We start from the raw sequence: 24670 nt of genomic DNA, 5'->3' as shown, positions 1-24670 counted from the left end.
TGGCTCAGCGGGCGCGTCGGAGGGTGTCGTGCCGGGTCATCAAGCCACCGCCGGGGCGGGCCGGGTGACCGTGGCCAGCGAGGCGTAGACGGCGCCGAGCTGCTCGGCGCAGCGCTTCCAGGAGTACCGGCTGCGGATCCGGTCCAGCGCCGCCGTGGCGTACGCGAAGCGGCGGACCTTGTCGGCGAGGAGCCGGCGGATGGCGGTGCCCAGCGCGCGGGAGTCGCGCGGCGGCACCAGGTCGCCGGTGAGCCCGTCCACCACGGTGTCGGCGATGCCGCCGACGTCGGTGCCGACCACCGGCACCCCGCAGGCCATCCCCTCCAGCGGGGTGAGGCCGAACGGCTCGTACCCGGGGGCGGCGACCAGCACGTCCGCCGACCGGTACCAGCGTCCCATCTCCGCGCGGGGCACCGCGCCGATCAGCTTCACCCGGTCGGCGACGCCGCACGACTCGGCGAGGGCCCGCAGCCGCCGGGCGAAGGAGTCGGCGGGGAGCAGTTCGGCGGGCGGGCCGCCGACCACCACGCACTCGGCGTCCGGCACCGCGGGCAGCGCCCGCACCACGTCGAGGAAGCCCTTGCGTTCCACCATCCGACCCACGGTGACAATCCGCGGCCGGGCCGGGTCGCGCGGCGCGACCGGGCCGTCCGGGCGGAAGACGGCCTGGTTGACGCCGGCGGGGACCAGCGCCATCCGGGACCGGGGTACGCCCATCCGCACCAGTTCGCGGACCTCGTCCTCGCACTGCACGACCACCCGGTCGACGGCCCGGCCGAGCGCCCGCTCGTAGCCGATCCGCCCTGGTGGGCTGGTGTCGCTGGCGCCCTGGTGGCGCCGCTTCACCGTGCCGAGGGCGTGGTACGTCAGCACCGTCGGCACCCCGGTCCGCCGGCCGGCGTGCACGGTGGCCAGCCCGCTCATCCAGAAGTGCGCGTGCGCCACCTCCGGGGTCCAGTCGCCGCGCCGCCAGGCGTCGGCCAGCCAGCTGCCGAACTCCCCCATGTACGGCAGCAGCTCGTCCTTGGGCACCCGCCGGGCCGGTCCGGCCGGTACGTGGCACACCTGGTAACCGTCCGCGGTGGACACCGACTCGGGCAGGGTGGTGGAGTCGCGGCGGGTGTAGACGCGGACGTCGTGCCCCTCGCCGACCAGCGCGGCCGCGACTTCCGCCACGTGGGTGTTCTGGCCGCCGGCGTCCTCCTCACCGAGGACGGCGAGCGGGCTGGCGTGCTCCGAGATCATCGCGATGCGCATGTTTCCCCCTCCATCAGTCGGTCCCGGTCGGCGAGGAACCGGTCGAGCCGAAACGTTCCTTGTCCCCTCGCGCGAGTCATGCCGGAGCAGTTGCCCGGGGCAGGCGGCGTAAACATCAACTCTCCGCCTCTGGGCCGACGAGCGACCCGGCCGGCACCGCGCGGGCGCGCCACCAGCCGCGGAGCCAGTGGGTGACGGCCAGCGGCGGGATGAGCGCGCTGGTCACCAGCATGGTGGCGACCTCGTCCGGGGTCCGTGGGCCCGGCGCGACGCGGACCCGGGCGAACTCGGTGGTGCCGGCCGTCCAGGCCAGTCCCGCCAGCCCGGCCAGGACGCCGGGCGCCCGCCGGGCCGGTTCGGACCGGGCGGGGCCGGCGCGTAGCACGGTGGCGGCCAGCGCGAGGGCGCCGGCCGTGGCGACCGCGACGTGCCGGGGCCGCCGGCCCGGGGGCAGGTCGAGGTCGGTGCGCCAGGACCGGCCGTACAGCCGGCGCAGCAGCGCGTCGTCGGCGTTGCCGCGCTGGGTGCGCAGGCTGATCCAGCGGCTCTCCGGGCGTACCGGATGGGTCAGCCGCCGCCGGCCGCGGACCAGCTCCCAGCCGGCCCGCCGGACCCGGTGGGCCAGCTCGGCGTCCTCCCGGTAGGCCCGGGGGAACCGCTCGTCGAAACCGCCGACGGCGGCCAGCGCGGCCCGGCGGTACGCCATGTCGGCGGTGATCCACTTTCCGTCGGCCAGGCCGGCGGTGCCGCGCTCCCAGTCGGTGGGGCGGCGGTGCGCCGGCAGCGGCACCTCGACCACGCCCTGCACGCCGCCGACCCGGTCGGCCGCGGCCAGGTCGTCGCGGAGCCGTCGGGCCCAGTCCGGCGCCGGCACCACGTCGTCGTCGAGGAAGACCACCCACTCGCCGCGGGCCGTGCGCCAGCCCAGGTTGCGGGCCGCCGCCGGGCCCGCGCCGCGCCCGGTCAGCACCTTGGTGTACGCCGCGAGCACCCCCGGCACCGCCAGTTCCCCGGTCTCCTCGGAGGTGTCGTGGCGCCGGTCGTCGACCAGCAGCAGTTCGGGTTCGGGTAGCTCGTCGAGCTGGCCGGCGAGGGCGTCCAGCAGCGTGGCGAGGCTGGGCCGGCCGAGCGTGGGCACCACCACGCTGATCAACGGGCACCGCCCAGCGCCCGCCGGTGCACCGCGAACGGGCCGAGGGCGAGCAGGTCCACCGGCGCGGAGCCGAACAGCTCCATCGCCTCGCGCGGGGTGTCCACCATCGGCCGCCCGGCGGTGTTCAGCGAGGTGTTCACCACCACCGGCAGGCCGGTACGGCGCTCGAACTCGGCCAGCAGCTCGGCCACCACCGGTTCGGTCTCCGGGTGCACGGTCTGCACCCGGGCGGTGCCGTCGACGTGGGTGACGGCCGGGACGCGGTCCCGCCACTCCGGCTTCACCCGGTGCACGAAGAGCATGTACGGGCTGGGGTAGACACCCTCGAAGATCTCCGCGAAGCGTTCCGCGCGGACCATCGGGGCGATCGGCCGGAACTGCTCCCGCCCCTTCACGTCGTTCATCCGGCGGGTGGTGTCCGGGTCGCCGGGATGGGCGAGCAGCGACCGGTGGCCCAGCGCCCGCGGGCCGTACTCGCTGCGCCCCTGGTACCAGGCGACGATGCCGTTGTCGGCGAGCACCCGGGCCGCCTCGGCGGCGATCGACGCCGGCCGGGTGTACGGCAGCGCCGCCCGGCGCAGCTCGGCCTCGAGCTCCTCGTCCGACCAGCCGCGGCCCAGGTCCGCCCCGGCCATCGCGGTGGACCGGTCGCCCAGTTCGCCGGCCACGTGCAGGGCCGCGCCCAGCGCCGTGCCCGCGTCGCCGGCCGCCGGCTGCACCCAGACGGCCCGGTACGGCCCCTCGGCCGCGATCCGGGCGTTGGCCACGCAGTTCAGCGCCACCCCGCCGGCCATGGCGAGGGTGGACGCGCCACCGGAGGCGTCGTGGAGCCAGCGGGCGAGGTCGAGGATGACCTCCTCCAGCCGGCTCTGCACGCTGGCGGCGAGGTCGGCGTGCTCGTCGGTCATCTCACCGTCGGCGGTGCGCGCCTTGGCCATGCTGGCCCAGTCGATCCGCTCGACCCGGAAGCCGCCGTCGTCGGTGACCCGGACCAGGTCGCGGAGCATGCCGAGGTGCTTCGGGGTGCCGTACGACGCCAGCGCCATCACCTTGTACTCGTCGCTGGAGTGCAGGAAGCCGAGGTGCCGGGTCAGGTCCTCGTAGAGCAGGCCGAGCGAGTGCGGCAGCTGCTGCGAGTGCAGGGGCGACAGGCGGCCCTCGCGGTAGACGCCGGCCAGGTGGCTGGCCACCTCGCCACGACCGTCGAGGACCAGCACGGCGGTGTCGTCGCCGGCCGGCGGGGCGGCCAGCCCGGCGGAGGCGGCGTGCGCCACGTGGTGCGGCACGAACCGGACCTTCTCCGGGTCGAGACCGGGCAGTGCGGCGGCGAGGAACTGCGGGGCCCGCTGGGCGTAGTCGACCCGCAGCCAGTCCCAGGGGTCGCTGAGCCCCAGCTCGGCGGCGTCCCGGCAGAGCCCGGGGTCGAAGGAGTACGCGACCGCGTCGAGACTGTCGACGTCGATCCCCGCGCTGTCCAGGCACCACGCGGCCGACAACTCGGGCAGCTCCCAGGCGGAGAAGGGCACCGGACGCTTGCCGTGCTTGCGGCGGCTGAACCGCTCCTCTTCGGCGGCGGCCACCACCGTCCCGTCGACCACCAGGGCGGCCGCCGGATCGTGGAAGATCGCGTTGATTCCAAGGACGCGCATGGGAGATCCCTACCCTTGCCGATCCGGCCTAACCTGTAGATCATCGACTTCTTCTCCCCGCCCGATGTCGGCTGTGGAGATTCGAAATTGGGACCAAAGTCCCTGGTTGTGGGCCCGGGAACTGGCCAGGCTAGGTAAAGAGGTAGAGGTGGCTCCTGTTCCTGGCCGCCTGTCCGCCCCGATCGGGAGGTGCCCCGTGTCGCCGTCGTCGCTCTCCGTGCTCGCCGAGGAGCAGCTCGCCCTGGCCCGGGCCACCGACAGCGGGCGCAGTGCCCGGACGGTGCACGGCGGCCCCACGACCTCGCTGCGGCAGACGCTGGTCGCCCTGGTCGCCGGGCACGCGCTGGCGGAGCACGCCAGTCCCGGTGACGCGACGCTCCAGGTGCTGCGCGGTCGGGTCCGGCTGGTCGCCCAGGACCGGTCCTGGCCCGGTTCGGCGGGGGACCTGCTGGTGATTCCGGACGCCCGGCACGCGCTGCACGCCGACGAGGACTCGGTGGTGCTGCTCACGGTCGCCCGAGGATGAGCGCCGTCACCCCGACGCGGCCCGCCGGCCGCGCCGCCGCCGGACGCGCGCCGCGCGCCACCCGCCCGACCCGGGCCCGGCGGCACCGTTGGCTGCCGCCACAGCACGGGGCCTGGGCGATGCTGCTGCTCCCGTACGCCATGGCGATCGGTGTGGCCGGGCCGCGCTGGCCGCACCTGCCGCTGCTCGGTGCGTGGCTCGCCGGTTACCTCTTCTCCTACTACACCCTGCTGGCGGTGAAGACCGGCCGCCCCGCCCGGGTCCGCCCGCAGCTGCTGGTCTACGGCGGGGCGACCGCGCTGCTGGGTCTTCCGGTGCTGCTCGCCCGGCCCGCGGTGCTCGGCTACGCCCCGCTCTACGCCGTGCTGGTCGCGGTCAACGCCGTCCACGCCCGGCGTCGCCGGGAGCGGGCCCTGCTCAACGACCTCGCCTCGGTGGCGCAGAGCGTGCTCGTGGTGTTCGTGGTGGCCGCCGTCGCCGGGGTTCCGCCGGCCGCCCTGGCCGGGGTGGCGACGGCGGTGGGCGCGTACCTGGTCGGCACCGTGCTCTACGTCAAGACGATGATCCGGGAGCGGGGGAGCGCCGGATACCGGTGGGCCTCGCTCGCGTACCACCTGGCGGCGCTGGCGGTGGCGGTGGTTGCCGGCTGGGGGCCGGCGGTGGCGGCGGTCTTCGCGGTGCTGCTGCTCCGCGCGGCGTTGCTGCCCGGCCGGCGGCTGGCTCCGGTCCAGGTCGGGATGGCCGAGCTGGCCGGCGCGCTGCTGGTGTTCGCCGCGGTGGTCGCCCACTGGGCCTGACCTCGCCGCTCGCCCCTGCGGCGCATGATTCGACACCGCGTTGCGGCAGGTCGCGGTTTCCCGGGCACCCGGCACCCCGCGTGGCGTGGGCTCGACGGCAGGGATGCCCGGCCGGGACGGCCGCTTGGGCCGGACAAGGCTGGCGGGCCGGTATCGGGACTGCCGGATGACCGGGCCGGTGTCGGAATTGCCCGACACCGGCCCGGTCGCGTCGCGGTGGGGCTCAGCGCAGCATGCCCGGGCCGAACACCTCGTACGCGATCCGCTCGGCCGGCACGCCCCGGCGCAGCAGGCCGCCCCGGACCAGGGACATGAACGGCACCGGCCCGCACAGGTGCACGTACGCCTCCGGGGCGAGCGGGATCAGCGCGGGGTCGACCAGCCCGCCCGCGACCTCGGCCTTCAGCCCGGCCAGTTCGGCGTCGGCGGCGTCCTCGTACCAGAGGCGGACGGACAGGTTGGGCAGCCGCTCCTGCAACCCGACCAGCTCGTGGCGCCGGGCGTGGGCCGCGCCGGTCCGGTCGGCGTGCACCAGCGCCACCGGGCGCTCGGGCTCGGTGGCGGCCAGGTGCTCCAGCGCCGCCATCGCCGGGGTGAGGCCGATGCCGGCGCTGACCAGCAGCAGCGGCTCGCCGTCGCCGATCGCGCTGACCTCGCCGAACGGCGGGCTGAGCCGGAGCGTGTCGCCGGCGGCCACCCGCTCGTGCAGGAAGCTGGAGACCATGCCGTCGGGGCCGCCGTCGACGCCGCGTACCCGCTTGACGGTGATCTGCCAGTGGGCGGCGCCGGGGCGGCCGGAGAGGCTGTACTGCCGGATCTGCTGCCCCCGGCCGCCGTCCAGGTCGACGGCGACCGAGACGTACTGGCCCGGGGTGAATTCGGGCACCGCGTCGCCGTCGGCCGGGACCAGGGTGAACGACGCCACGTCGGCGGTCTCCCGGACCTTCTCCACCACGCGCCACTCCCGCCACACCGCGCCGTTCTCCGGCACTCCCGCGGCGGTGAAGAGGCGCGCCTCCCGGGCGATCAGCTCGCAGGCCAGCAGCCAGTAGACCTCGTCCCAGGCGGCCACGACGGCCGGCGTGACGGCGTCGCCGAGCACCTCGCCGACCGCGGCGAGCAGGTGCCGGCCGACGATCGGGTACTGGGTGGCGGTGATGCCGAGCGAGGCGTGCTTGTGCGCGATCCGGTCCAGGATCGGCCCCCACGGGACGGTGGTGGCGCCGGTCAGGTGCTCGGCGTACGCGACCACGGCGGCGGCGAGCGCGGCCTTCTGCTGCCCGGTGGCCTGGTTGCCCCGGTTGAAGATGTCCAGCAGTTCCGGGTGGGCGTCGAACATCCGCTGGTAGAACCGGCCGGTGATCGCTTCACCGTGGGCCTGGACGGCGGGCAGGGTCGCCGTCACCACGGCTGCTGAGGATTCCGAGAGCACGACTACTCCTTGGTGCTTTGAACGGGTCGACCCCCAATGAACAGGAATCTAGGATTCCTCTTTAGGGTCGAAGGTCCCGGGGCGAGGGTCGTCTGGATCACATCGCGTAACCGGACGCTCGGTCTGTTTCGCGAGGTGGTTCCGGTGGTTAGGGTCGATGGTGTGAAGCTCAACCGCTCGACGGACATGGCACTTCGGATCGCCATGCTCACCGCCGCGTCCGAGACCCGGACGACGGTGGACGAGCTCGCCACCCAGCTCTCGCTGCCGCGCAGCCACGTGGCCAAGGTGGTGCAGCGGTTGCAGCGGCTCGGGGTGCTGGTGACCATCCGGGGCCGGTCCGGCGGGGTGGCCTTCGCCGAGCGCGCCGCCGAGCTGACCGTGGGGCACGTGGTGCGCGCCTTCGAGGGCGCCGACGAGGTGGTCAACTGCGAGCAGCCCACCTGCCCGCTGCTCGGGGCCTGCCGGCTCCGGGGCGAGCTGCGCCGGGCCCAGGCCGCCTTCCTCGCCGTGCTCGACGGCGTACGCCTCGGCGACCTGGTCGACGGCGCCGCGCGCCCGTTGCTGCTCAGTCTCGGCGTCTCGGCCGGGGCCTCCGCCTGACGTCCGTCTCGGACCCGCTCTTCGCCGTCCCGTCCCGACGCGGCCGGCGCGGATAACCCGGTGGGATGCCCATCCGTGCCTCGGGTGGGTCAGCCGGCCCGGCGGAACTCGGCGCGCCAGCGGAGCCCGCCGTCCGGCGCGACGACCTCCTCTACCCGGACGGGAGTGAGCGGCCCGGCGGCGAAGGCGTCGAGCTCGGCCCGGGTCAGCGGCCACGGCGGGCCGTCCACCTGCTCGCCGTCGCGCCGGCCGGCCGCGATCGCCAGCAGCGTCCCGCCCGGTGCGACCAGCCGGCCGACCGCCGGGACCGCCCGCTCCCGCAGCTGCACCGGCAGCGCCTGCACGTTCATGCTCTCCAGCACCAGGTCGAAGGCGCCGAGCCAGTCGGCGGGCGGGTCGAGCAGGTCGGCGGTCTCGTACCGGACCGGGGAGCCGGCGTGGCGGCGGCGCGCGGTCCGCACCGCGGTGGGGGAGATGTCGAAGGCGACCGTGGCGAAACCGACGGCGGCCAGGTGCTCGGCGTCCCGGCCGAAGCCGCAGCCGACCACCACCGCCCGCCGGCCCGACCCGTCCGGCCGGGTCCGCCCGGTCCACTCGGCGAGCAGGGAGTGCGGGGCGTCCCGGTCCCAGGGCACTTCGGCGGCGCCCCGCTCGGCATCGGCGTAGAGCCGCTCGAACCGGCCGGTCGGGTCGCCCTCGGCGAGCGATCGGGAAGACAACCGGCGGGTCGGATCGTTGTCGTGCACGGACGCCTCCTCGCTCCGGCCCGCCCGTGACGGGCGGCCGCCGGAGTGTAACCGGACAACGCACCGCACCGGGTGCCACAGCTCTGTCGGGGTGCCGGGCTAGGCTCGCTCCGGCGCGCCGCGCGTGGCGATCGACTTGGGGTTCGACACGGTGAGCGGCACCACACCGCCGAGACCTGGGAGTACGACCAGTTGACCGCACAGCCTGAGACCCTGTACGGGGCCGACGACCTGACGCACCTGGAAGGCCTCGATGCCGTCCGCAAGCGCCCCGGCATGTACATCGGCTCGACCGACAGCCGTGGCGTGGGTCACCTCGTCAACGAGATCCTCGACAACTCCACCGACGAGGGTGTCGGGGGTCACGCCACCAAGGTCGAGGTGATCCTGCACGCCGACGGCTCGGTGCAGGTCGACGACGACGGCCGGGGCATCCCCACCGACGTGCACGCCAAGTCCGGCATCTCCGGGGTCGAGCTGGTGCTGACCCGGCTGCACGCCGGCGGCAAGTTCGGTGGCTCGGGCTACAAGACCTCCGGCGGCCTGCACGGCGTGGGCGCCTCGGCGGTCAACGCGCTGTCCCGGCGGTTCGACGTCACCGTCCGCCGTGGCGGCAAGATCCACTCGATGTCCTTCCGGCACGGCGTACCGGGGGTCTTCGACGGGGCCGGCCCGGACGCGCCGTTCACCCCCGGCCCCGGCCTGCAGATCGTCGGCGCGATGAAGCGCGGCCAGCGCACCGGCACCTCGATCCGCTGGTGGCACGACCCGCGCTACTTCGAGACCGGGGCAAAGCTCGACATCGAGGCGGTCCGGCTCAAGCTGCGCAACACCGCCTTCCTCGTCCCCGGTGTGGCCTACACGCTGCGCGACGAGACCGGCGACCAGGCCGCCAAGGAGAGCTTCCACTTCCCCAACGGCCTCACCGACATGGTGGAATACCTGGCCCCGGCCGGCGACCGGCCCGTCTCCGGGACCCTGCTGGTCACCGGCGAGGGGACCTACCGGGAGAACGCCGCCGACGCCAACGGCGTGATGCAGTCCAACGTGCAACGCCGGGCCGAGGTCGAGGTGGCGTTCCGCTGGGGCACCGGCTACGAGCGCACCGTCGAGTGCTTCACCAACACGATCCGCAACGCGCACGGCGGCACCCACCGCAAGGGCTTCGAGCGGGCCCTGGTGCGGACCCTGGCCGAGGCCGCCCGCAACACCCGTGGCCTGCTCAAGCCCAAGGAGGACGCGCCCACCCTGGACGACGTCCTGGAGGGCATGACCGCGGTGGTGCACGTGCGGATCCCGGAGCCGCAGTTCACCTCGCAGACCAAGGACGAGCTCTCGACCGCCGGCATCACCAAGGTGCTCCAGGGGCTGGTCGAGCAGCACCTCAAGGCCTGGCTGGAGGACCGCAGGACCAAGGCCGAGGCCCGGACGGTGCTGCAGAAGATCGTCGACGCGGCCCGGGTCCGGCTCACCCAGAAGCAGCAGAAGGACGCCGCCCGGCGCAAGACCGCCCTGGAAGGCGCATCGATGCCGGCCAAGCTGGTCGACTGCCGGGCCACCGGCGTGGACCGCAGCGAGCTGTTCATCGTCGAGGGCGACAGCGCGCTCGGCACCAGCCGGATGGCCCGCTCCTCGGAATACCAGGCCCTGCTGCCGATCCGCGGCAAGATCCTCAACGTGCAGAAGGCGAACCTCCAGCAGGTGCTGGACAACGCCGAGTGCGCGGCGATCGTGCAGGTGCTCGGGGCGGGTTCGGGGCGTACCTTCGACCTCTCCGCCATGCGCTACGGCCGGGTGCTCATCATGGCTGACGCGGACGTCGACGGCGCGCACATCCGTACCCTGCTGATCACGCTCTTCGCCCGCTACATGCGGCCGCTGATCGAGGCCGGCCGGCTCTACGCGGCGATGCCGCCCCTGCACAAGATCACCACCAGGGGGCGCAACCCGCAGACGATCTACACCTACACCCAGGCCGAGATGGAGGCGACGGTCCGCAAGCTGGAGAAGGCCGGCAAGCAGATCGTGACCCCGATCCCGCGGTTCAAGGGTCTCGGCGAGATGGACGCCGACGAACTGTGGGAGACCACGATGAACCCGGCCACCCGGGCGGTCCGCCGGATCACCCTCGACGACGTCGAGGCCGCCGAGCGGATCCTCGAGCTGCTCATGGGGGAGAAGGTCGAACCCCGCCGCAACTGGCTCATCGAGTCGGCCGACCGGGTCGACCGCGAAGCCATCGATGCCTGACCACCGGGTCCGTTCGGAAGGAAGCTGAACCATGGCACGCCGTAGGGACGACCGCGCCCGCGCCGACCTGTCCGCGTTCGACCAGGCCGGCGCGCGGGTCTTCGACAACCCGCTGGTCACCGAGGTTTCCGACTCCTACCTGGAGTACGCCTTCTCGGTCATCCACTCCCGCGCCCTGCCGGACGCGCGGGACGGCCTGAAGCCGGTGCACCGGCGCATCCTCTGGTCGATGTACGAGCAGGGCCACCGCCCCGACCGGGGCCACGTGAAGTCCGCCCGGATCGTCGGCGACGTGATGGGTAAGTACCACCCGCACGGCGACGCCGCGATCTACGACGCGATGGTCCGGCTCGCCCAGGACTTCTCGCTGAACGCGCCGCTGATCGACGGGCACGGCAACTTCGGCTCCCCGGACGACGGCCCGGCCGCCGCCCGCTACACCGAGGCCCGGATGTCCCGGGAGGCGATGCTGCTCGTCGGCGAGCTGGGCGAGGACACCGTCGACGTCGAGCCCAACTACGACGGCTCGCTCACCCAGCCCACCGTGCTGCCGGCGGCCTTCCCCAACCTGCTGGTCAACGGCGCGTCCGGGATCGCGGTCGGCATGGCCACCAACATGATCCCGCACAACCTGGGCGAGGTCGTCCAGGCGGCCCGCTGGCTGATCAACCACCCGGACGCCACGTTGGACAAGCTGATGGAGTTCGTCCCCGGCCCCGACCTGCCCACCGGCGGCCTGCTGCTCGGCCTCGACGAGGTGCGCCGGGCGTACGAGACCGGGCGGGGCGTGGTGCGGATGCGCGCCCGGGTGGAGACCGGCCCGCTGGAGGGCAGCCGGGGCCGGCAGGCCATCACGGTCACCGAACTGCCGTACGGCGTGGGCGCGGAGAAGGTCATCGCGGCCATCACCAACGAGGTCAACAAGACCAAGCGGCTGGCCGGCATCGCCGACGTGAAGGACCTCACCGACCGGGAGAACGGCACCCGGCTGGTCATCGAGTGCAAGGTCGGGGTCAACCCGCAGGCGCTGCTGGCCGACCTCTACCGGCTCACCCCGCTGGAGCAGTCCTTCGGCGTGAACAACCTGGTCCTGGTGGACGGGCAGCCGCAGACCCTGGGGCTCAAGGAGCTGCTGGAGGTCTTCCTCGCCCACCGGTACGAGGTGGTGACCCGGCGCAGCGCGTACCGCAAGCGCAAGCGCGAGGAACGCCTGCACCTGGTCGACGGTCTGCTGATCGCCCTGCTCGACATCGACAAGGTGGTCAAGCTGATCCGGGCCAGCGAGGACGCCCAGGCCGCCAAGGACGGCCTGATCCAGAAGTTCAAGCTCTCCGAGATCCAGGCCACCTACATCCTGGACACCCCGCTGCGCCGGCTGACCAAGTACGACCGGCTGGAGCTGGAGGCCGAGCAGGAGAAGCTGCGCGGCGAGATCGCCGAGCTGTCGAAGATCCTCGACGACGAGAAGGTGCTGCGGAAGCTGGTTTCCGACGAGCTGGCCGCCGTGGTCAAGCAGTTCGACGCACCGCGCCGCACCACCCTGGTCGACGGCGACCTCAAGGAGGTCCTCGCGGCCTCCGTACCGGCCGGGCCCCTGGAGGTGGCCGACGACCCGTGCCAGGTGATCCTCTCCGCCACCGGGCTGGTCGCCCGGACCGCGGCCGAGTCGGAGGAGGCCGCCGAGGCGCGGCGGCGCAGCGGCCGGGTCAAGCACGACGCGGTACGCGCGGTCGTGCACTCCACCGCCCGGGGCCGGGTGCTCCTGGTCACCAGCGCCGGACGCGCCTTCAAGATCGACGTACTGCCGCTGCCCGTGCTGCCCGAGCAGTCCGGCACGGTGTCGCTGCGCGGCGGGATGTCCGCCGCCGAGCTGGTGCCGCTGGAGCCCGGGGAGGCCGTGGTCGGGCTGGCCCCGCTCGGCGCGCCCGCCGAGGGCTCACCCGGCCTGGCGCTGGGCACCCGGCAGGGCGTGGTGAAGGTCTGCGCGCCCGAGTGGCCGGTCCGCTCGGACGAGTTCGAGGTGATCTCGCTGCGCGACGGCGACGAGGTGGTCGGGGCGACCTGGCTCACCGACGGGAGCGAGGCCCTGGCGTTCGTCTCCTCCGAGGCGTCGTTGCTGCGCTTCGCGGCGTCCGTGGTCCGGCCGCAGGGCATCAAGGGCGGCGGCATGGCCGGCATCAACCTGCCGGGGGAGGCGAAGGTGGTCTTCTTCGGCGCGGTCCGCACCGACGACCCGTCGCACGGGCAGCCGATGGTGGTCACCTCGACCGGCGCCACGGTCAAGGTGACGCCGTTCAAGGCCTACCCGGCGAAGGGGCGGGCGACCGGCGGGGTGCGCGCCCAGCGGTTCCTCAAGGGCGAGGTGGACCTGGCGGTGGCCTGGGTCGGCCCTCGCCCGGTCGGCGCGACCGCCAACGGCGATCCGGTGGAGCTGCCCCCGGCGGACCCGCGCCGCGACGGCTCCGGCTTCGCCGTCATGCTCGGCCCGACGGTCGTCGGCCACCAGATCGAACGCGACTGACGACCACCAGCGGTCCTCGATTGCGGCATGTCGCGCCCTCCCGGCAGGGGAAAGGCGCGACATGCCGCATCTCGTTGCCGGCCCGCCCGGGTCAGAGTTCGGGTTCGGGGCCTCGGCGGGATTCCGCCGTGGTGCCACGGAGGCGGGCGATCAGGCGCATGCCGTGGTAGACGACCAGGGCGGCGGCGGTGCCCAGGGCGATGCCGTTGAACGACAGGTCGCCGGCGGTGAGGGTGTAGTTCGCCGCGCCGATGATCACCGCGACCGCGGCGGTCATCAGGTTGACCGGGTCGTGGAAGTCCACCCGGCCCTCGATCCAGATCCGGGCGCCGAGGACGGCGATCAGGCCGTACAGCGCGGTGGTCGCGCCGCCCAGCACCCCGGCCGGCACGGTCAGGATCAGCGCGCCGAACTTCGGGCAGAGGCCGAGCAGCACCGCCGCCACCCCGGCCACCCAGTACGCGGCGGTCGAGTAGACCCGGGTCGCCGCCATCACGCCGATGTTCTCGGCGTACGTGGTGGTGCCCGAGCCGCCGCCCGAGCCGGCGAGCACGGTGGCCAGGCCGTCGCCGAGGAACGCCCGGCCCATGTCCTTGTCGAGGTTGCGGCCGGTCATCGCGGCCACCGCCTTGACGTGCCCGGCGTTCTCCGCGATCAGCACCAGGATCACCGGGATGACCAGCACCACCGCGCGCAGGCTGAAGCCGGGGGCATGGAACTGCGGCAGGCCCACCCAGGCGGCCTCCTTCAGCCCGGTGACCGCCTTCGGGTCGAGCTGGCCGAGCACTGCGGCGAGCACCCAGCCGATCACCACGCCGAGCAGGATGGACAGCCGGGCCAGGAAGCCCCGGAAGACCACCGTGGCGACCAGGATCGCGGCCAGGGTGACCACCGCGATCAGCGGCTGCGCTTTCACCCCGGTGCCGCTGCCGCCGCCGTCCCAGGCGACCGGGGCGAGGTTGAGCCCGATCAGCGCGACGATCGCGCCGGTCACCACCGGCGGCATCAACGCGTCGATCCAGCGCGACCCGGCCACCTGCACCACCACGCCGACCAGGGCCAGCGCCGCGCCGGCCACCACGATGCCGCCGAGCGCCGCGCCGATGCCGCCGCCGGTCTTCGCGGCCAGCACCGGGGCGATGAAGGCGAACGACGAGCCCAGGTACGAGGGCAGCCGGTTGCCGGTGATCAGCAGGAAGAGCAGCGTGCCCAACCCGGAGAAGAAGAGCGTGGTGGCCGGCGGGAAGCCGGTGATCAGCGGCACGGTGAAGGTGGCGCCGAACATCGCCACCACGTGCTGCACGCCGACGCCGACCGTACGCGGCCAGGAGAGCCGCTCGTCCGGGTGCACCACGTCGCCGGGGCGTACCGACCGGCCGTCGCCGTGCAGGCTCCAGGGGGACCAGCGGGATCGTGGTTCGGTGGGGGACTGGGTCATGCTGCGCCCTTCGCGTCGTCAGGTGACGGGGGCGTGATCACCCTGAGAGTCGTTTGTAGCACGGCCCCCGCGTGACCTGCGGGACAGCCCCGGGGCGTACCACCGGCCGGGTCGGTCAGGGCCGGGTCAGCACCTGCTCCCGCTCGGGGCCGGCCTGCCGGACCAGGGCGGGCACGGGCTGGACCGGGCGCAGCGTGAGCAGGCTGCCGACCAGGCCGGAGAAGAGCACCACCACGCCCAGCCCCACCGCCGTCGCCGACGGGAGCACCACCCGCAGCGTGGTGTGCGGGTCGAGGTGGTCGAAGCCGACCAGCCCCCAGTGCCAGACCGCCCCCACCGTGCCCACCGTGCCGGCGGCGAGCAGCAGCAGGCCGATCGTCACGCTGGTCTCCAGCCGCAGGAACCGGATCCACCGGTCGGTGCTGCGCCGCGGGACCAGCCGTTCCTGCCGGCCGTAGATCTCGGCCAGTCCGCCGAAGATCGCGAGCTGCGCCCCGACCAGCACCATCAGGCAGGCGTACACGAGGCTGTTGACGTCCAGTTCGACCGCGCCGAGGTCGAGCGGGCCCGGGGTGAGCGCGCCCACCCCGACCAGGCCGAGCAGCGCGATCACGAGGCCCGGCCGGACCAGCGTCTTGCGCGGCGCGAACACCAGCAGGAACCGCAGGTGCCGCCAGCCGTCCCGCCAGGTACGCAGGTGCGGCGGGCGGGACCGGCCGTCCGGGGAGAGGGTGGTCGGCACCTCGACGATGTCGTAGCCGGCCAGCGCGGCGCGGACCACCAGCTCGGAGGCGAACTCCATGCCGGGCATGCAGAGACCGAGCGCGCGGATCCGCTCGGCGTTGAAGCCGCGCATGCCGCAGTGGAAGTCGCCGACCCTGCCCAGGCCGAACAGCCGGCGGCCCAGCCAGCTCAGCACCGGGTTGCCCAGGTATCGGTGCAGCGGGGGCATCGCGCCGGTGGCGATCCCGCCATGGAAGCGGTTGCCCATGACCACGTCGTGCCCGGCCCGCAGCGACTCGACGAACGGGCCCAGCTCCGAGAGCGCGTACGAGTCGTCGGCGTCGGCCATGACGACGTACCGGCCGCGGGCCTGCTCGATGCCGTGCAGCAGCGCGCCGCCGTAGCCGCGGATCGGGGCGTGCACCACCCGGGCCCCGGCCCGCGCGGCGATCTCCTGCGACCCGTCGGTGGACCCGTTGTCGGAGACCAGCACCTCCCCGACCACCCCGCACTCCGCCAGCGAGCGCAGCGCCTTGCGAACGCAGACCTCGAGCGTCTCCGCCTCGTCGAGACAGGGCAGGAGCACCGTGACCTCGATCTCCGGTTCGTTCGTCATCGTCACCCGTTGCTTCCGGTGAGAGTGGCTGCGGGCTGCTCCGGCTCGTCGTCGAGGTCGGGCGCGGGCGGTGCGGTCGGTGCGGAGGTGGACCGGAGCCGCTGCCAGCCGGTCGCCGCAGCGATCGGCAGGAAGGCCAGCGCCGGCAGGCCGTAGCGGTAGTCGAACATCGACGTGGCGACGGAGAAGGCCATGATCCCGACGCCGATGGCGGCGTAGCCGAGGGCGAGCACGCTCAGCCGCGGTCGTCCACGCCGCGGCCAGAGCGCGCCGAACAGGGCGAGCAGGGTCATCGCCGCGACGAGCGGGGGCGGGGTGGTGCCGTACCGGCCGTAGCCGTGCAGGAAGCGGCTGGCCGCGTTCGCCGGCGTCACCTCGGCCGGCGCGGGCCGCCAGTCGTAATGCGGGTCCGCCAGCCGGGGCACACAGTTGGGGTCCGCCGTCCAGTTGGTCGGGGCGGGCTGCGGCACCCACCAGTTGGCCAGGCACGACTCCATCGGCCCGAGCCGGTGCGGCCAGAAGTAGCGGGCGGTGTCGGCGGCCACCTCGGCCACGTAGTCGCCGGGCTGCTGCCGAATCACCGCGGTGGCGAACGCGTCGAGGTCCTCCGGGCGTTCCGCGTTGCGGATCGGGCTGTCCTTGTTCCAGATGAACCAGTCCGGCCGTTCCGGCCGCTGGTCCAGCGGCTGGGTGGGGCAGAGCCGGCGCAACTCGGGGGCGAGGTCCAGCCGGTCGCAGTCGGCGAAGTGCGCGGTCCGTCCGTAGAGGAACCTGCCGCCCTCGGTGCCGAGCGTGTCCTTGACCGTGCCGACGTTCAGGAACACGACGCCGAAGAAGGCGAGGACGCCGAGCAGGTACGCCACCGGCGCCCGCCAGCCGCGCCACGGGACCAGCAGGAGGAGCAGCAGCACGGCGAGCCCGACGATCCCCGTCGGCCGGGTCGACATGGCCACCGCGATCGCCACGCCCGCGCCGAACCCGGCGACCGGCCCGGGCCGCTCCTTCCAGGCCAGGACCAGCGCCGCGACGGCCAGCGCGGTGGTGAAGAGCGTCTCGGTGAGCAGGTACTGCTCCAGGGTGAGCTGCCGGGCGTCCAGCAGGATCGGGGCGGCGGCCAGCGTCGCCACCCATCCGGAGGCGGCGAGGCGGCGGCGCAGCAGCAGGTAGGTGGCCACCCCGAGGCCGAGTCCGGCGAGGTGCTGCACGGCCACCAGGGTGGCGAAACTGCCGGTCCACTCGAACGTCTTGATCAGCCACGGGTACGTCCAGCGCGCCGTCAGCTCCGGCCACAGTTGCGAGTTGCGGACGTACGCGCCCGAGTCGCCCGCGAACCAGAGCGCGGGCGGATAGGCGGCCATCATCGTCACCCGCAGCCCGACCCCCACCGTCAGCAGCACGAGCAGGCCGAGGTGGCGGCGGGCGCGGGCGGCGAGGGTGGGCCGGCCGCCGGCCGCGGGCACGGCCGACCCTCCATCAGGCACGGTGATCCCCCGATTACGCGCAGACTGACTGGGCGTGGTCAAGCTAACACGGTGCGCGCTCTGGTTGGTGTCGCGAATCGCCCCGCGCGTTAACTCTGTGTTACCGGCTGAGGGTGGATCGGCCGGCCGGGCACCGCCGGCCGACGGTCAGGCGACGCCGACCGGCCGGAACTGGACGCTGACCCGGGGCCCGACCGGGCGGGCGGTTTTGGGCACGGCATGCTCCCAGGTGCGCTGGCACGAGCCGCCCATCACGATCAGGTCGCCGTGCCCGAGCGGGAAGCGCAGGCTCTCGCCGCCGCCCCGGGGGCGTAGCAGCAGGGCGCGGGGGGATCCGAAGGAGACGATGGCGACCATGGTGTCGGAGTGCGCCGAGCGGCCCAGCGTGTCCCCGTGCCAGGCGACGCTGTCCCGGCCCGAGCGGTAGAGGCACATGCCCGCGGTGACGAAGGGCTCGCCCAGCTCCGGCGCGTAGTGCCCGGTCAGCGCGGTCCGCGCCGCGTCGAGGACCGGGTGCGGCAGCTCTCGGCCGGCGCCGTACCAGCAGAGCAGCCGGGGCACATCCACCTCGGCCTCGTACATGGTGCGGCGCTCGGCCCGCCAGGGGACCTCCCGCAGCAGGGTCTCGAAGACCTGGTCGGAACCGGCGACCCAGCCCGGGAGGTGGTCGACCCAGGCGCCCCGGCTCAGCGGGTGCCGGCGCAGCCGGCCCGCCAGCGGGCCCAGCGACGGGGACGCGGTGAGGTCGAGCATCGACGGCTGGTAGGCGGTGCCGGTCATCCCCTCACCCTACCCGCCGGGTTGGCACAGGTGTACGAGTGGCGGCATCTCGTTGCCCGACGGCCACCTGCCGCACACGTCGTCGTCGCCGTCCGTCGCCACGGCCCGCCTAGCGTGGGGCCCCGCCGTCCGGCCCCGGGCGGGTGGCACCGAGGAGAGACGACCCGTGCAGAGCAGCCCGACCCGCGTGCCGGCGGCACCCCGCCCGGCGGCGAACCCGGACCGGCCGCCCGCGCCGCCGTCGCCGCGCCGACCGGCCCGCCGGGTCGCCGTCGTCGCGCTCGGGCTCGCCGCCGCCTGGCTGCTGCCTCTCCTGGCGTACGCGCTGGGCGTGGCCGCCGTGCTGCCGCCGCTGGTGCTGGCGCTGACCGCCGGGCTGCTGCGCGGCGGCCGTACCCTGCTCGACCGGCTGGTGCTGGCCACGGCCCTGCTGCTCGGCGTGGTCGCCGCCGCCGGTCTGCTCTTCTCCGCCTGGCCGTGGGGACTGCACCCGGTGCCGGTGGCCGGCACCGCGGGCACCGTCCTGCTCGGTGTCGGCCTGGCCACCGGCCGGCGCCCCCGCTGGCCCCGGCCCGCCCCGGTCGACCTGCCTCCGGTGCTGGCGGGGGTGGCCGCGGCGGTCGCGCTCGGCTGGCCGTACCTGCGCGCGGGTGACCTGGCCGGGCGGCTGGCGTACGCGATGATCGGCGAGGACAACAGCCGGCACCTGGCCGCCGTGGAGGGGATCCGTGCGGTCGGCGGGTACCTCTTCACCGACCCGCAGGCCGCGGCGCGGATCGCGCCGGAGGCGATGACCTGGTACCCGCAGGGGTTCCACCTCACCGCCGCGCTGCTGGACACCTTCCTGCGCTCGTCCACCGGGCCGGCCGACCCGGTCGACGCGCTCGACCACTACCTCGGCTGGGCGCTGTCGGCCTACGCCCTGCTGGTGCTCGCCCTGGTCTGGGCCGCGACCCGGATCGCCGGGCGGCAGCTCGACCCGGCGCGGACCTGGGCCGTCGCCGGCGTGGTGACCGCGCTCTGCCTCGGCTCGGAGCTGGCCCGATTCGTGGTGTACGGCTACCCGGGCGAGACCCTCGGCCTGGCGCTGTCCGCGCTGCTGGTGGCGCTGCTCTGCCGGCCGGTCGCCGGCACCGGCACCCAGCTCCTGCTGGTCGGCGCGCTCTGCGTCGGCGTCGGCTTCGCGTACCTGATGTTCCTGCCGGTGGTGGGGCTGCTGGTGCTGGCCTGGCTGGTCCGGCAGCGCCGGGCGATGCTGCGCCGCCCGCTGCTGCTCGCCGGGGTGGCCCTGGTCGCCGTGCCGCTGACCCCGCTGACCAGCATCGGCGGCCTGCTCAACACCGACCAGCTCGACAACGTCGCCACCGGCGGTGCGGTGGAGCCGCGCTACGACGCGTTCCTGGCGCTCACCGCGCTGGTCGGCGCCGGCCTGCTCGCTGGCGGCCTGCGCCTTCCCGTGTGGCGGCGGTACGCCGGCGCGCTCGGCACCGCCCTGGTCTTCGTGCTCGGGGTCCGGATCTGGTTCCACGTCCTCGGCACCGCACCACGCTACTACTACGGCAAGACCCTGCACCTGCTGCTGATGCTGCTGCTCGTGGGGATCGGCGCGCTGGCCCTGCTGCTGCCTCCGCCGTGGACCGCGGCCGGCCGGCGGCCGGGGCCGCTCGCCCGGCTGCTGGTGGCGGCGGCCGTGGTGGTCGCCGCGGCCGGGGTGGCCGGCCTGCCCCGGGGGACCGGCATCTTCGCCCAGCCGTTCGGCAACCGCAGCACCACCTGGGCCTCGGCCTGGTGGTCGGGGACGCTGGCCCGTCCCCGCCCGGCCGATCTGACCGTCCGAGCGCTCGTCCAGGCGCCGGTCGAGCCCGGCACGGTGACCGTGGTGGCCAGCGGGAAGCGGCGCGAGGGCTACCTGTGCAGCCTCTTCGTCGCCACCCTCCAGGGCACCGCCGGGACGTCCGGGCCCGCGTACTACAACCTCCCGCTGGCCGAGCCGGCCCGCTCGGCGGCGGTGGTGGCGGCGGTGCCCGGCCGCGTCCACTTCCTCGCCGTCGACGACGACGCCGAGGCGGCGGTGCGCCAGCTGCTCACCGACCGCCCCGACCTGCGTACCCGGGTCCGCCTGGACCGCCTCCGTTGACCCCGCCCCGGCGTCGGTGCGCGGGTTGCGGCAGGTCGGGGTGTCCGGCGTGATCGAAGGCGCGACCTGCCGCTCGGCGAGTTGATCTTGGACCCCGGCCGCCCGCTGGTCAGCGGGGGGCGGGGGCGGCGAGTAGGGCGAGGACCGCGTCGACCACCCGGGAGCGGCCCTGGCCGTCCACGATGGACCAGGCCCGGGCGGCGAGGGTGGCCCGCCGGTCGGCGGAGGTGAGCAGCTCACGCAACGTCCGGACCGCGCCGGCCCGGGCGGCCTGACCGTCCGGCCCGTCGGCGACCAGTGTGGGCAGTTCGCCGAGCCCGGCCGCGACCCCCTCCCGGATCACCCGGTGGTACGACTCCCGCTGGTTGTCCACCACGCTGACCAGCGCCGACGGGACGCCGAGGCAGCAGAGCTCCCAGGTGGACGTGCCGGCGGCGGAGACCACCAGGTCCGCCCCGGCGATCAGCTCGGGCAGCGCGTCGGTGGGCGGGACCAGCCGCAGGGTCTGGCCCCGGGCGGGGCGTACCGCCGCCAGCTCGGCAGCCAGCGGCTCCCGGGCGACCACCACGGTCAGTTCCATCGGCTGCCCGGTGGCGAGCAGCAGTCGGGTCAGCGGCGGCGCGGCGCCGACCGCGTCGGTGCCGCCGAAGAAGGCGAGCACCCGGGGCCGGGCGACCGGCGCCGGCGGTCGCGGGGCGGCCGGTCGCCGGCTGAGCACCTCCCGGCGGAGCAGGGCGTACCGGGTGCCGGCGAGCAGCCGGCCGGCCGGCGCGACCGTGCCGGCGCCGAGGTTCTGGTCCAGGTACAGGTCGGCGTCCTGGCCGCGGGTGTCGCCGTCCACCACGGCGAGGGTACGGATCCCGGCGGCGCGCAGCGCCCCGGCGCAGGCCGGATCCAGCTCGTACGAGTCGAGGACCAGCACGTCCAGCCCGTGCTCGCGGGCGACCGTGACCAGCCCGGCCGGGGTGTCCGGGCCGGGGTGGTGCGGGATGCCCCGGGCGGCGAGCTGCCGGGCCGCCCAGTCCACGCCGGCCACGCCGCCGAGCAGCTCCACGCGGGCGCCCCGGGCGAGGAACTCCTCGCCGAGGGCGAGGCAGCGGACCAGGTGGCCGACCCCGCGGCGCGGTCCCGCGTCGCAGCGCAGTCCGACGCGGATTCCGGTCACGACTCCTCCAGCCGCTTCTGCCGGACCCCGGCGTTCAGCGCGCGCAGGCCCGGCTGGCCGGCGAGCCAGTCGGCGAGCTTCGCCAGCGGCACGCTGACGTCGCCGAAGTGGTCGGTCACGGCCCGCACCAGCACCCAGTCCTGTTCGGTGTCCAGGGTGAGCCGCAGGTCGGAGCGGTCCGGGGTGAGGGTCACCCCGAGCACCCGGAACAGCTCCGGATGGGTGTACGCGTACGAGGTGACGTGCACCCGGTGGTGGTCGGTGGCGAGCCGGTGCAGGGTGCGCAGCGCCGCCGCGTCGATGATCTCCACGTCCACCCCTCGGGGCAGGGTACGGGCAATCGACGTGCTGACGTAGTCGAGCGCCGGGACCGCCCGGTAGACGTCCGCGACCAGCCGGATGATCTCCGGGTCGAGCAGCGGGCAGTCGGCGGTGAACCGGGCCACCGCGTCCCCGGGATGGGCGTCCAGCGCGCCGACGAAACGGTCGAGCACGTCGTCGACGGGCCCGCGGTGGCAGGGCACGTCGAGGCGGGCGCACTCGGCGGCGACCGCGTCGTCGGCCGGCTCGGTGCTGGTCGCCACCACGAGGTCGGCGAGGACGCCGCTCTCCCTGGCGGCGCGGACCACCCGGCCGAGGACGCTCCGGCCGGCCAGCGGGCGCAGCACCTTGCCGGGCAACCGGGAGGAGCCCATCCGGGCCTGGACGATGCCGACGATGCGGGTCACTGCTGCTCCTCCCGGACCACCCGGCGGCGCAGCGCCGCGCGCAGTCGTCGCTTCGCCGCCCGGGCGGCCCGCCTGGCCCACCGGGCCGGGGTGATGACGAGCCGGCCCACCCGGTAGCTGACCGACCCGTTGAGCAGGTTGATCATGCCGTCGGCCCGGCGCAGCGCCCGCTCCCGGCTGGTCAGCAGGTCCTCGGTCCAGCCCAGCACCGCGCGCACCCGGCCCAGCTCCTCGCGCTGGCGCAGCCACGCCTCGCGCAGCTGCTGGTAGCTCTCCGGGCCGGGCGGCGGCGACGTCGGTTCCAGCGCGCCCAGCTCGTCGGCGAGCTTCAGCCGGCCCTTCGCGTCCAAGCCGCGCAGCGCGGCGACGACCGCAGCCTCGGTCTCCACCGCCGCCGCCACCGTGGTCCGGTCCAGCTCCCGGCCGGCCATCCCGCCGAGGACAACGGTGAGCCCGGCCAGGTCGAGGGTCGAGGACCACGGGTGGGCGTACCCGCCGGTCAGCAGCACGGTGGCGAACCGCCACAGGCCGCGCGCCAGGGCGATGTCCACCGGGAGCGGCTCGGCGGCCCGCCAGCTCGGGTCGAGTACGGCGAACTCGTCGCCGGCCACCACCACGTTGTCCACCCCGGCCAGCGCCGGGGCGCCGGAGATCCGGCCGTCCACGGCGGACGAGTCGAGCCAGCGCGCGTACCCGGTCAGCAGCGTGCGCAGCGTGTCCAGGTCCCGGCGCAGGCAGGCGTCCAGCAGCAGGGTGCGCAGCAGCCGGCCGGCCGGTACCGGCCCGGTCAGCGCGCCCGCGTCCCGGTACGCGACGGTGCGGCTGGCGTACGGTCCGGCGGCCGGCTCGGACCGCGCCGGCGGGTCGGTGACCCGCCAGTGCCAGCCGTGCGCCGCGGCCACGACCTCGATCACCCCGACCCCGGGCGGCCCGGTCTGGGCCAGCGCCACCGGCAGGTCGGCCCGGTCCGGCCGGTCCGCCACGGGGACGGCGTCCCGCCGGGCGAGGACCACCCAGGCCGGTGCGAGCGCGCTGCCGAGCCCGGCGTGCAGGGCGTCGACGGTGAGCCGGGCCGGGTCCTGGAGCACGGACCGGTCGGCGTACCCGCCGGTGCAGGCGCCGTGCAGCACGGCGTCGAACAGCCCGGCGGACGTCCCTCGGTCGAGTTCCCCGGTAGCCACCAGCGCGGTCACCGCCGCCGGGTGCGGGTACCCGGCGAAGCAGGCGTCCGGGGTGAGGCCGGCGTCGGTGAGCCGGTGGCGGAGCTGGTCGAGGTTGGCCGGGTGGCCGGCGTCCAGCACCCCGTCGACCGTCCACGCGGCGTCGTCGCGGTCGGCGTACCAGGGGGAGACGTCGACGATCCGGTGCAGGCCCACCGGGTTGTCCAGGCGCAGCAGCAGGGTGCCGCCCGGGCGCAGCGCGCCGACGAGGGTGGCCAGCACCCCGTCCCAGCCGAGCCGGGCGCCCTCGACCGACTCCACCGGGTCCAACCCCGACGCCGCGATCACCACGTCGTACGTCTCGCCGGCCGGCAGCCCGGCCGGCCCGCCGACGATCACCCGGACCGCGCGGTCGGCGGCGAGGTTGGCCAGCGCCGCCCCGTCCAGGTGGCTGCGGAGCAGGCAGGTCACCTCGGCGTGCGCCAGCCGGTCGAGGAACGCCGGCTCGTGCGGCCCGGCCAGCAGCACCCGGGCGCCGGCGGGCACCACGCGGGCGGCGAGCGCGGCGAGCGGCCCGCCGCCGGCCGGCCCGTCGGAACGCAGGTCGGACCAGGCCAGCATCTCGCCGCCCGGCAGGATGATCCGCCGGGCCTGGGCAGTGTCAGTCGTCAACGTCGTTCTCCTGGAGGTGCGCCCAGCCGAGCAGCTCACGCAGCTCAGCCGGGGCGCAGCGGTGGTCGGTGCCCAGTTCGGCGCGGGCGATCTCGACGGCGGTGGGCAGGTCCACCGACTCGCCGTGCAGCTCCGGCCACTGGCGGCGGATGCGGGCGGTGCCGCCGAAGGTGGGGTCCTCGTCGGCGAGCACCATCGGGTCGCCGTAGACGGCCGGCTCGCAGCCGGCGGCGATGCCGTAGAAGATGGCGCTGGTCAGCCGGTTGGAGGCGACCCGCTTGTGCCGGCGCAGCTCGGTGAGCTGCTTGTCGAGGAAGAGCGGATCGGTGTCCCGCCACCAGTGGCCGCGGTAGCCGTGGCAGATGACCCGGAACCCGGCGCGTTCGTAGAGTCGGCGCACCCGGCGCATGCCGTACTCGTGCCAGTAGAGGCAGACGGTGACCGGGCCCGGCTCGGTGTCCCGGATCCGGGCGATCAGCTCCCGGTGGTCGCCCTTGACGTGCTGCCCCTCCCAGCCGTGGAACGGGTACCAGATGGTGCCCTCCCGCTCGACCGGCTCCGCCTCCTCCGGCCGCAGCGCGAGCAGGTAGGTGAACGGTGCCCCGACGACCACGACGTTGCGCCGGCCCACCGCCCAGGCCCGGCGGCGGGTCTGCTCGGACCAGAGCAGGCTCGGCGTCCGCTCGGCGTACGGGTGGCCGGGCGCCAGCCCGTCGCCGATGTTCCAGCCGTGCTGGACGTAGCCGTTGATCCGGGGCGGGTGCCGGTCGCCGAGCCCGCACCAGCGGGCCAGCACGTGGGCGTGGCCGTAGAAGTGGTTGGCGTGATGCATCGGT

At 74.8% G+C, this 24670-nt stretch carries 19 protein-coding genes; 6 read left to right on the top strand and 13 right to left on the bottom strand.

Going from position 1 to position 24670, the window contains the following annotated elements; translation table 11 throughout:
* Nucleotides 1–39: 39 nt before the first annotated feature.
* The 3 genes from ACZ6S5_RS19595 to ACZ6S5_RS19585 form a co-directional block, all read right to left on the bottom strand.
* Complete coding sequence (locus tag ACZ6S5_RS19595; RefSeq protein WP_466002293.1) at nucleotides 40–1257, bottom strand: glycosyltransferase; 1218 nt, start codon at nucleotides 1255–1257, stop codon at nucleotides 40–42.
* Between the two features lie 115 nt (nucleotides 1258–1372).
* The gene (locus ACZ6S5_RS19590) at nucleotides 1373–2401 is read right to left on the bottom strand and encodes a glycosyltransferase family 2 protein (RefSeq protein ID WP_466002338.1); all 1029 of its coding nucleotides are present in this window, start codon (nucleotides 2399–2401) and stop codon (nucleotides 1373–1375) included.
* Nucleotides 2402–2406: 5 nt separating this feature from the next.
* Nucleotides 2407–4059: a carbamoyltransferase family protein gene (locus ACZ6S5_RS19585; RefSeq protein ID WP_466002291.1), complete on the bottom strand. Its 1653-nt coding sequence runs from the start codon at nucleotides 4057–4059 to the stop codon at nucleotides 2407–2409.
* 196 nt (nucleotides 4060–4255) lie between these two features.
* Between ACZ6S5_RS19585 and ACZ6S5_RS19580 the strand changes: the two genes are divergently transcribed.
* A complete protein-coding gene (locus tag ACZ6S5_RS19580; protein ID WP_466002289.1) occupies nucleotides 4256–4585 on the top strand; it encodes a cupin domain-containing protein in 330 nt (109 codons plus the stop codon).
* Nucleotides 4582–5382 (top strand): YwiC-like family protein, encoded by an 801-nt coding sequence (locus tag ACZ6S5_RS19575; protein ID WP_466002288.1) that lies wholly within the window; start codon nucleotides 4582–4584, stop codon nucleotides 5380–5382. Before ACZ6S5_RS19580 ends, ACZ6S5_RS19575 begins: the two co-directional genes overlap by 4 nt.
* Before the next feature lie 223 nt (nucleotides 5383–5605).
* Here the strand turns inward: ACZ6S5_RS19575 and ACZ6S5_RS19570 are convergent, their stop codons facing one another.
* Complete coding sequence (locus tag ACZ6S5_RS19570) at nucleotides 5606–6814, bottom strand: globin domain-containing protein (protein WP_466002286.1); 1209 nt, start codon at nucleotides 6812–6814, stop codon at nucleotides 5606–5608.
* 162 nt (nucleotides 6815–6976) lie between these two features.
* Here ACZ6S5_RS19570 and ACZ6S5_RS19565 point away from each other — a divergent pair, with 162 nt between their 5' ends.
* The gene (locus tag ACZ6S5_RS19565) at nucleotides 6977–7417 is read left to right on the top strand and encodes an RrF2 family transcriptional regulator (protein WP_466002284.1); all 441 of its coding nucleotides are present in this window, start codon (nucleotides 6977–6979) and stop codon (nucleotides 7415–7417) included.
* A gap of 89 nt (nucleotides 7418–7506) precedes the next feature.
* On the opposite strand, the gene ACZ6S5_RS19560 is transcribed toward ACZ6S5_RS19565, so the two are convergent.
* The gene (locus ACZ6S5_RS19560; protein ID WP_466002282.1) at nucleotides 7507–8163 is read right to left on the bottom strand and encodes a class I SAM-dependent methyltransferase; all 657 of its coding nucleotides are present in this window, start codon (nucleotides 8161–8163) and stop codon (nucleotides 7507–7509) included.
* Between the two features lie 192 nt (nucleotides 8164–8355).
* Between ACZ6S5_RS19560 and ACZ6S5_RS19555 the strand changes: the two genes are divergently transcribed.
* Together ACZ6S5_RS19555 and ACZ6S5_RS19550 are read left to right on the top strand one after the other, a co-directional pair.
* A complete protein-coding gene (locus ACZ6S5_RS19555; RefSeq protein ID WP_466002280.1) occupies nucleotides 8356–10413 on the top strand; it encodes a DNA gyrase/topoisomerase IV subunit B in 2058 nt (685 codons plus the stop codon).
* A gap of 31 nt (nucleotides 10414–10444) precedes the next feature.
* A complete protein-coding gene (locus tag ACZ6S5_RS19550; RefSeq protein WP_466002278.1) occupies nucleotides 10445–12934 on the top strand; it encodes a DNA gyrase/topoisomerase IV subunit A in 2490 nt (829 codons plus the stop codon).
* Between the two features lie 91 nt (nucleotides 12935–13025).
* Here the strand turns inward: ACZ6S5_RS19550 and ACZ6S5_RS19545 are convergent, their stop codons facing one another.
* The 4 genes from ACZ6S5_RS19545 to ACZ6S5_RS19530 all read right to left on the bottom strand — a co-directional run bounded on the left by ACZ6S5_RS19545 (nucleotide 13026) and on the right by ACZ6S5_RS19530 (nucleotide 17972).
* Nucleotides 13026–14372, bottom strand: coding sequence for a uracil-xanthine permease family protein (locus ACZ6S5_RS19545; RefSeq protein ID WP_466002276.1), 1347 nt, complete (start codon nucleotides 14370–14372; stop codon nucleotides 13026–13028).
* A gap of 115 nt (nucleotides 14373–14487) precedes the next feature.
* The gene (locus ACZ6S5_RS19540) at nucleotides 14488–15711 is read right to left on the bottom strand and encodes a glycosyltransferase family 2 protein (protein WP_466002274.1); all 1224 of its coding nucleotides are present in this window, start codon (nucleotides 15709–15711) and stop codon (nucleotides 14488–14490) included.
* A 2-nt stretch (nucleotides 15712–15713) separates the two neighbouring features.
* The gene (locus tag ACZ6S5_RS19535) at nucleotides 15714–17171 is read right to left on the bottom strand and encodes a hypothetical protein (RefSeq protein WP_466002272.1); all 1458 of its coding nucleotides are present in this window, start codon (nucleotides 17169–17171) and stop codon (nucleotides 15714–15716) included.
* 168 nt (nucleotides 17172–17339) lie between these two features.
* Complete coding sequence (locus ACZ6S5_RS19530; RefSeq protein ID WP_466002270.1) at nucleotides 17340–17972, bottom strand: alpha-ketoglutarate-dependent dioxygenase AlkB; 633 nt, start codon at nucleotides 17970–17972, stop codon at nucleotides 17340–17342.
* A gap of 166 nt (nucleotides 17973–18138) precedes the next feature.
* Between ACZ6S5_RS19530 and ACZ6S5_RS19525 the strand changes: the two genes are divergently transcribed.
* Complete coding sequence (locus ACZ6S5_RS19525; protein ID WP_466002269.1) at nucleotides 18139–20109, top strand: hypothetical protein; 1971 nt, start codon at nucleotides 18139–18141, stop codon at nucleotides 20107–20109.
* A gap of 109 nt (nucleotides 20110–20218) precedes the next feature.
* Here ACZ6S5_RS19525 and ACZ6S5_RS19520 read toward each other — a convergent pair whose 3' ends face one another.
* From ACZ6S5_RS19520 to ACZ6S5_RS19505, 4 genes are read right to left on the bottom strand one after another with little or no spacing between them, the layout of a single operon-like run.
* Nucleotides 20219–21274: a PseG/SpsG family protein gene (locus ACZ6S5_RS19520; protein ID WP_466002267.1), complete on the bottom strand. Its 1056-nt coding sequence runs from the start codon at nucleotides 21272–21274 to the stop codon at nucleotides 20219–20221.
* Complete coding sequence (locus ACZ6S5_RS19515) at nucleotides 21271–22002, bottom strand: cytidylyltransferase domain-containing protein (protein WP_466002265.1); 732 nt, start codon at nucleotides 22000–22002, stop codon at nucleotides 21271–21273. The genes ACZ6S5_RS19520 and ACZ6S5_RS19515 overlap by 4 nt, the downstream gene beginning before the upstream one ends.
* Entirely contained in the window at nucleotides 21999–23834 is a 1836-nt protein-coding gene (locus ACZ6S5_RS19510; RefSeq protein ID WP_466002263.1) for a class I SAM-dependent methyltransferase, read from the bottom strand. Before ACZ6S5_RS19510 ends, ACZ6S5_RS19515 begins: the two co-directional genes overlap by 4 nt.
* Nucleotides 23824–24666: a hypothetical protein gene (locus tag ACZ6S5_RS19505; RefSeq protein ID WP_466002262.1), complete on the bottom strand. Its 843-nt coding sequence runs from the start codon at nucleotides 24664–24666 to the stop codon at nucleotides 23824–23826. Before ACZ6S5_RS19505 ends, ACZ6S5_RS19510 begins: the two co-directional genes overlap by 11 nt.
* Nucleotides 24667–24670: the final 4 nt, after the last annotated feature.

The organism is Micromonospora sp. NPDC051924 (assembly GCF_055586005.1).
This window is presented reverse-complemented; position numbering and strand designations above follow the sequence as displayed.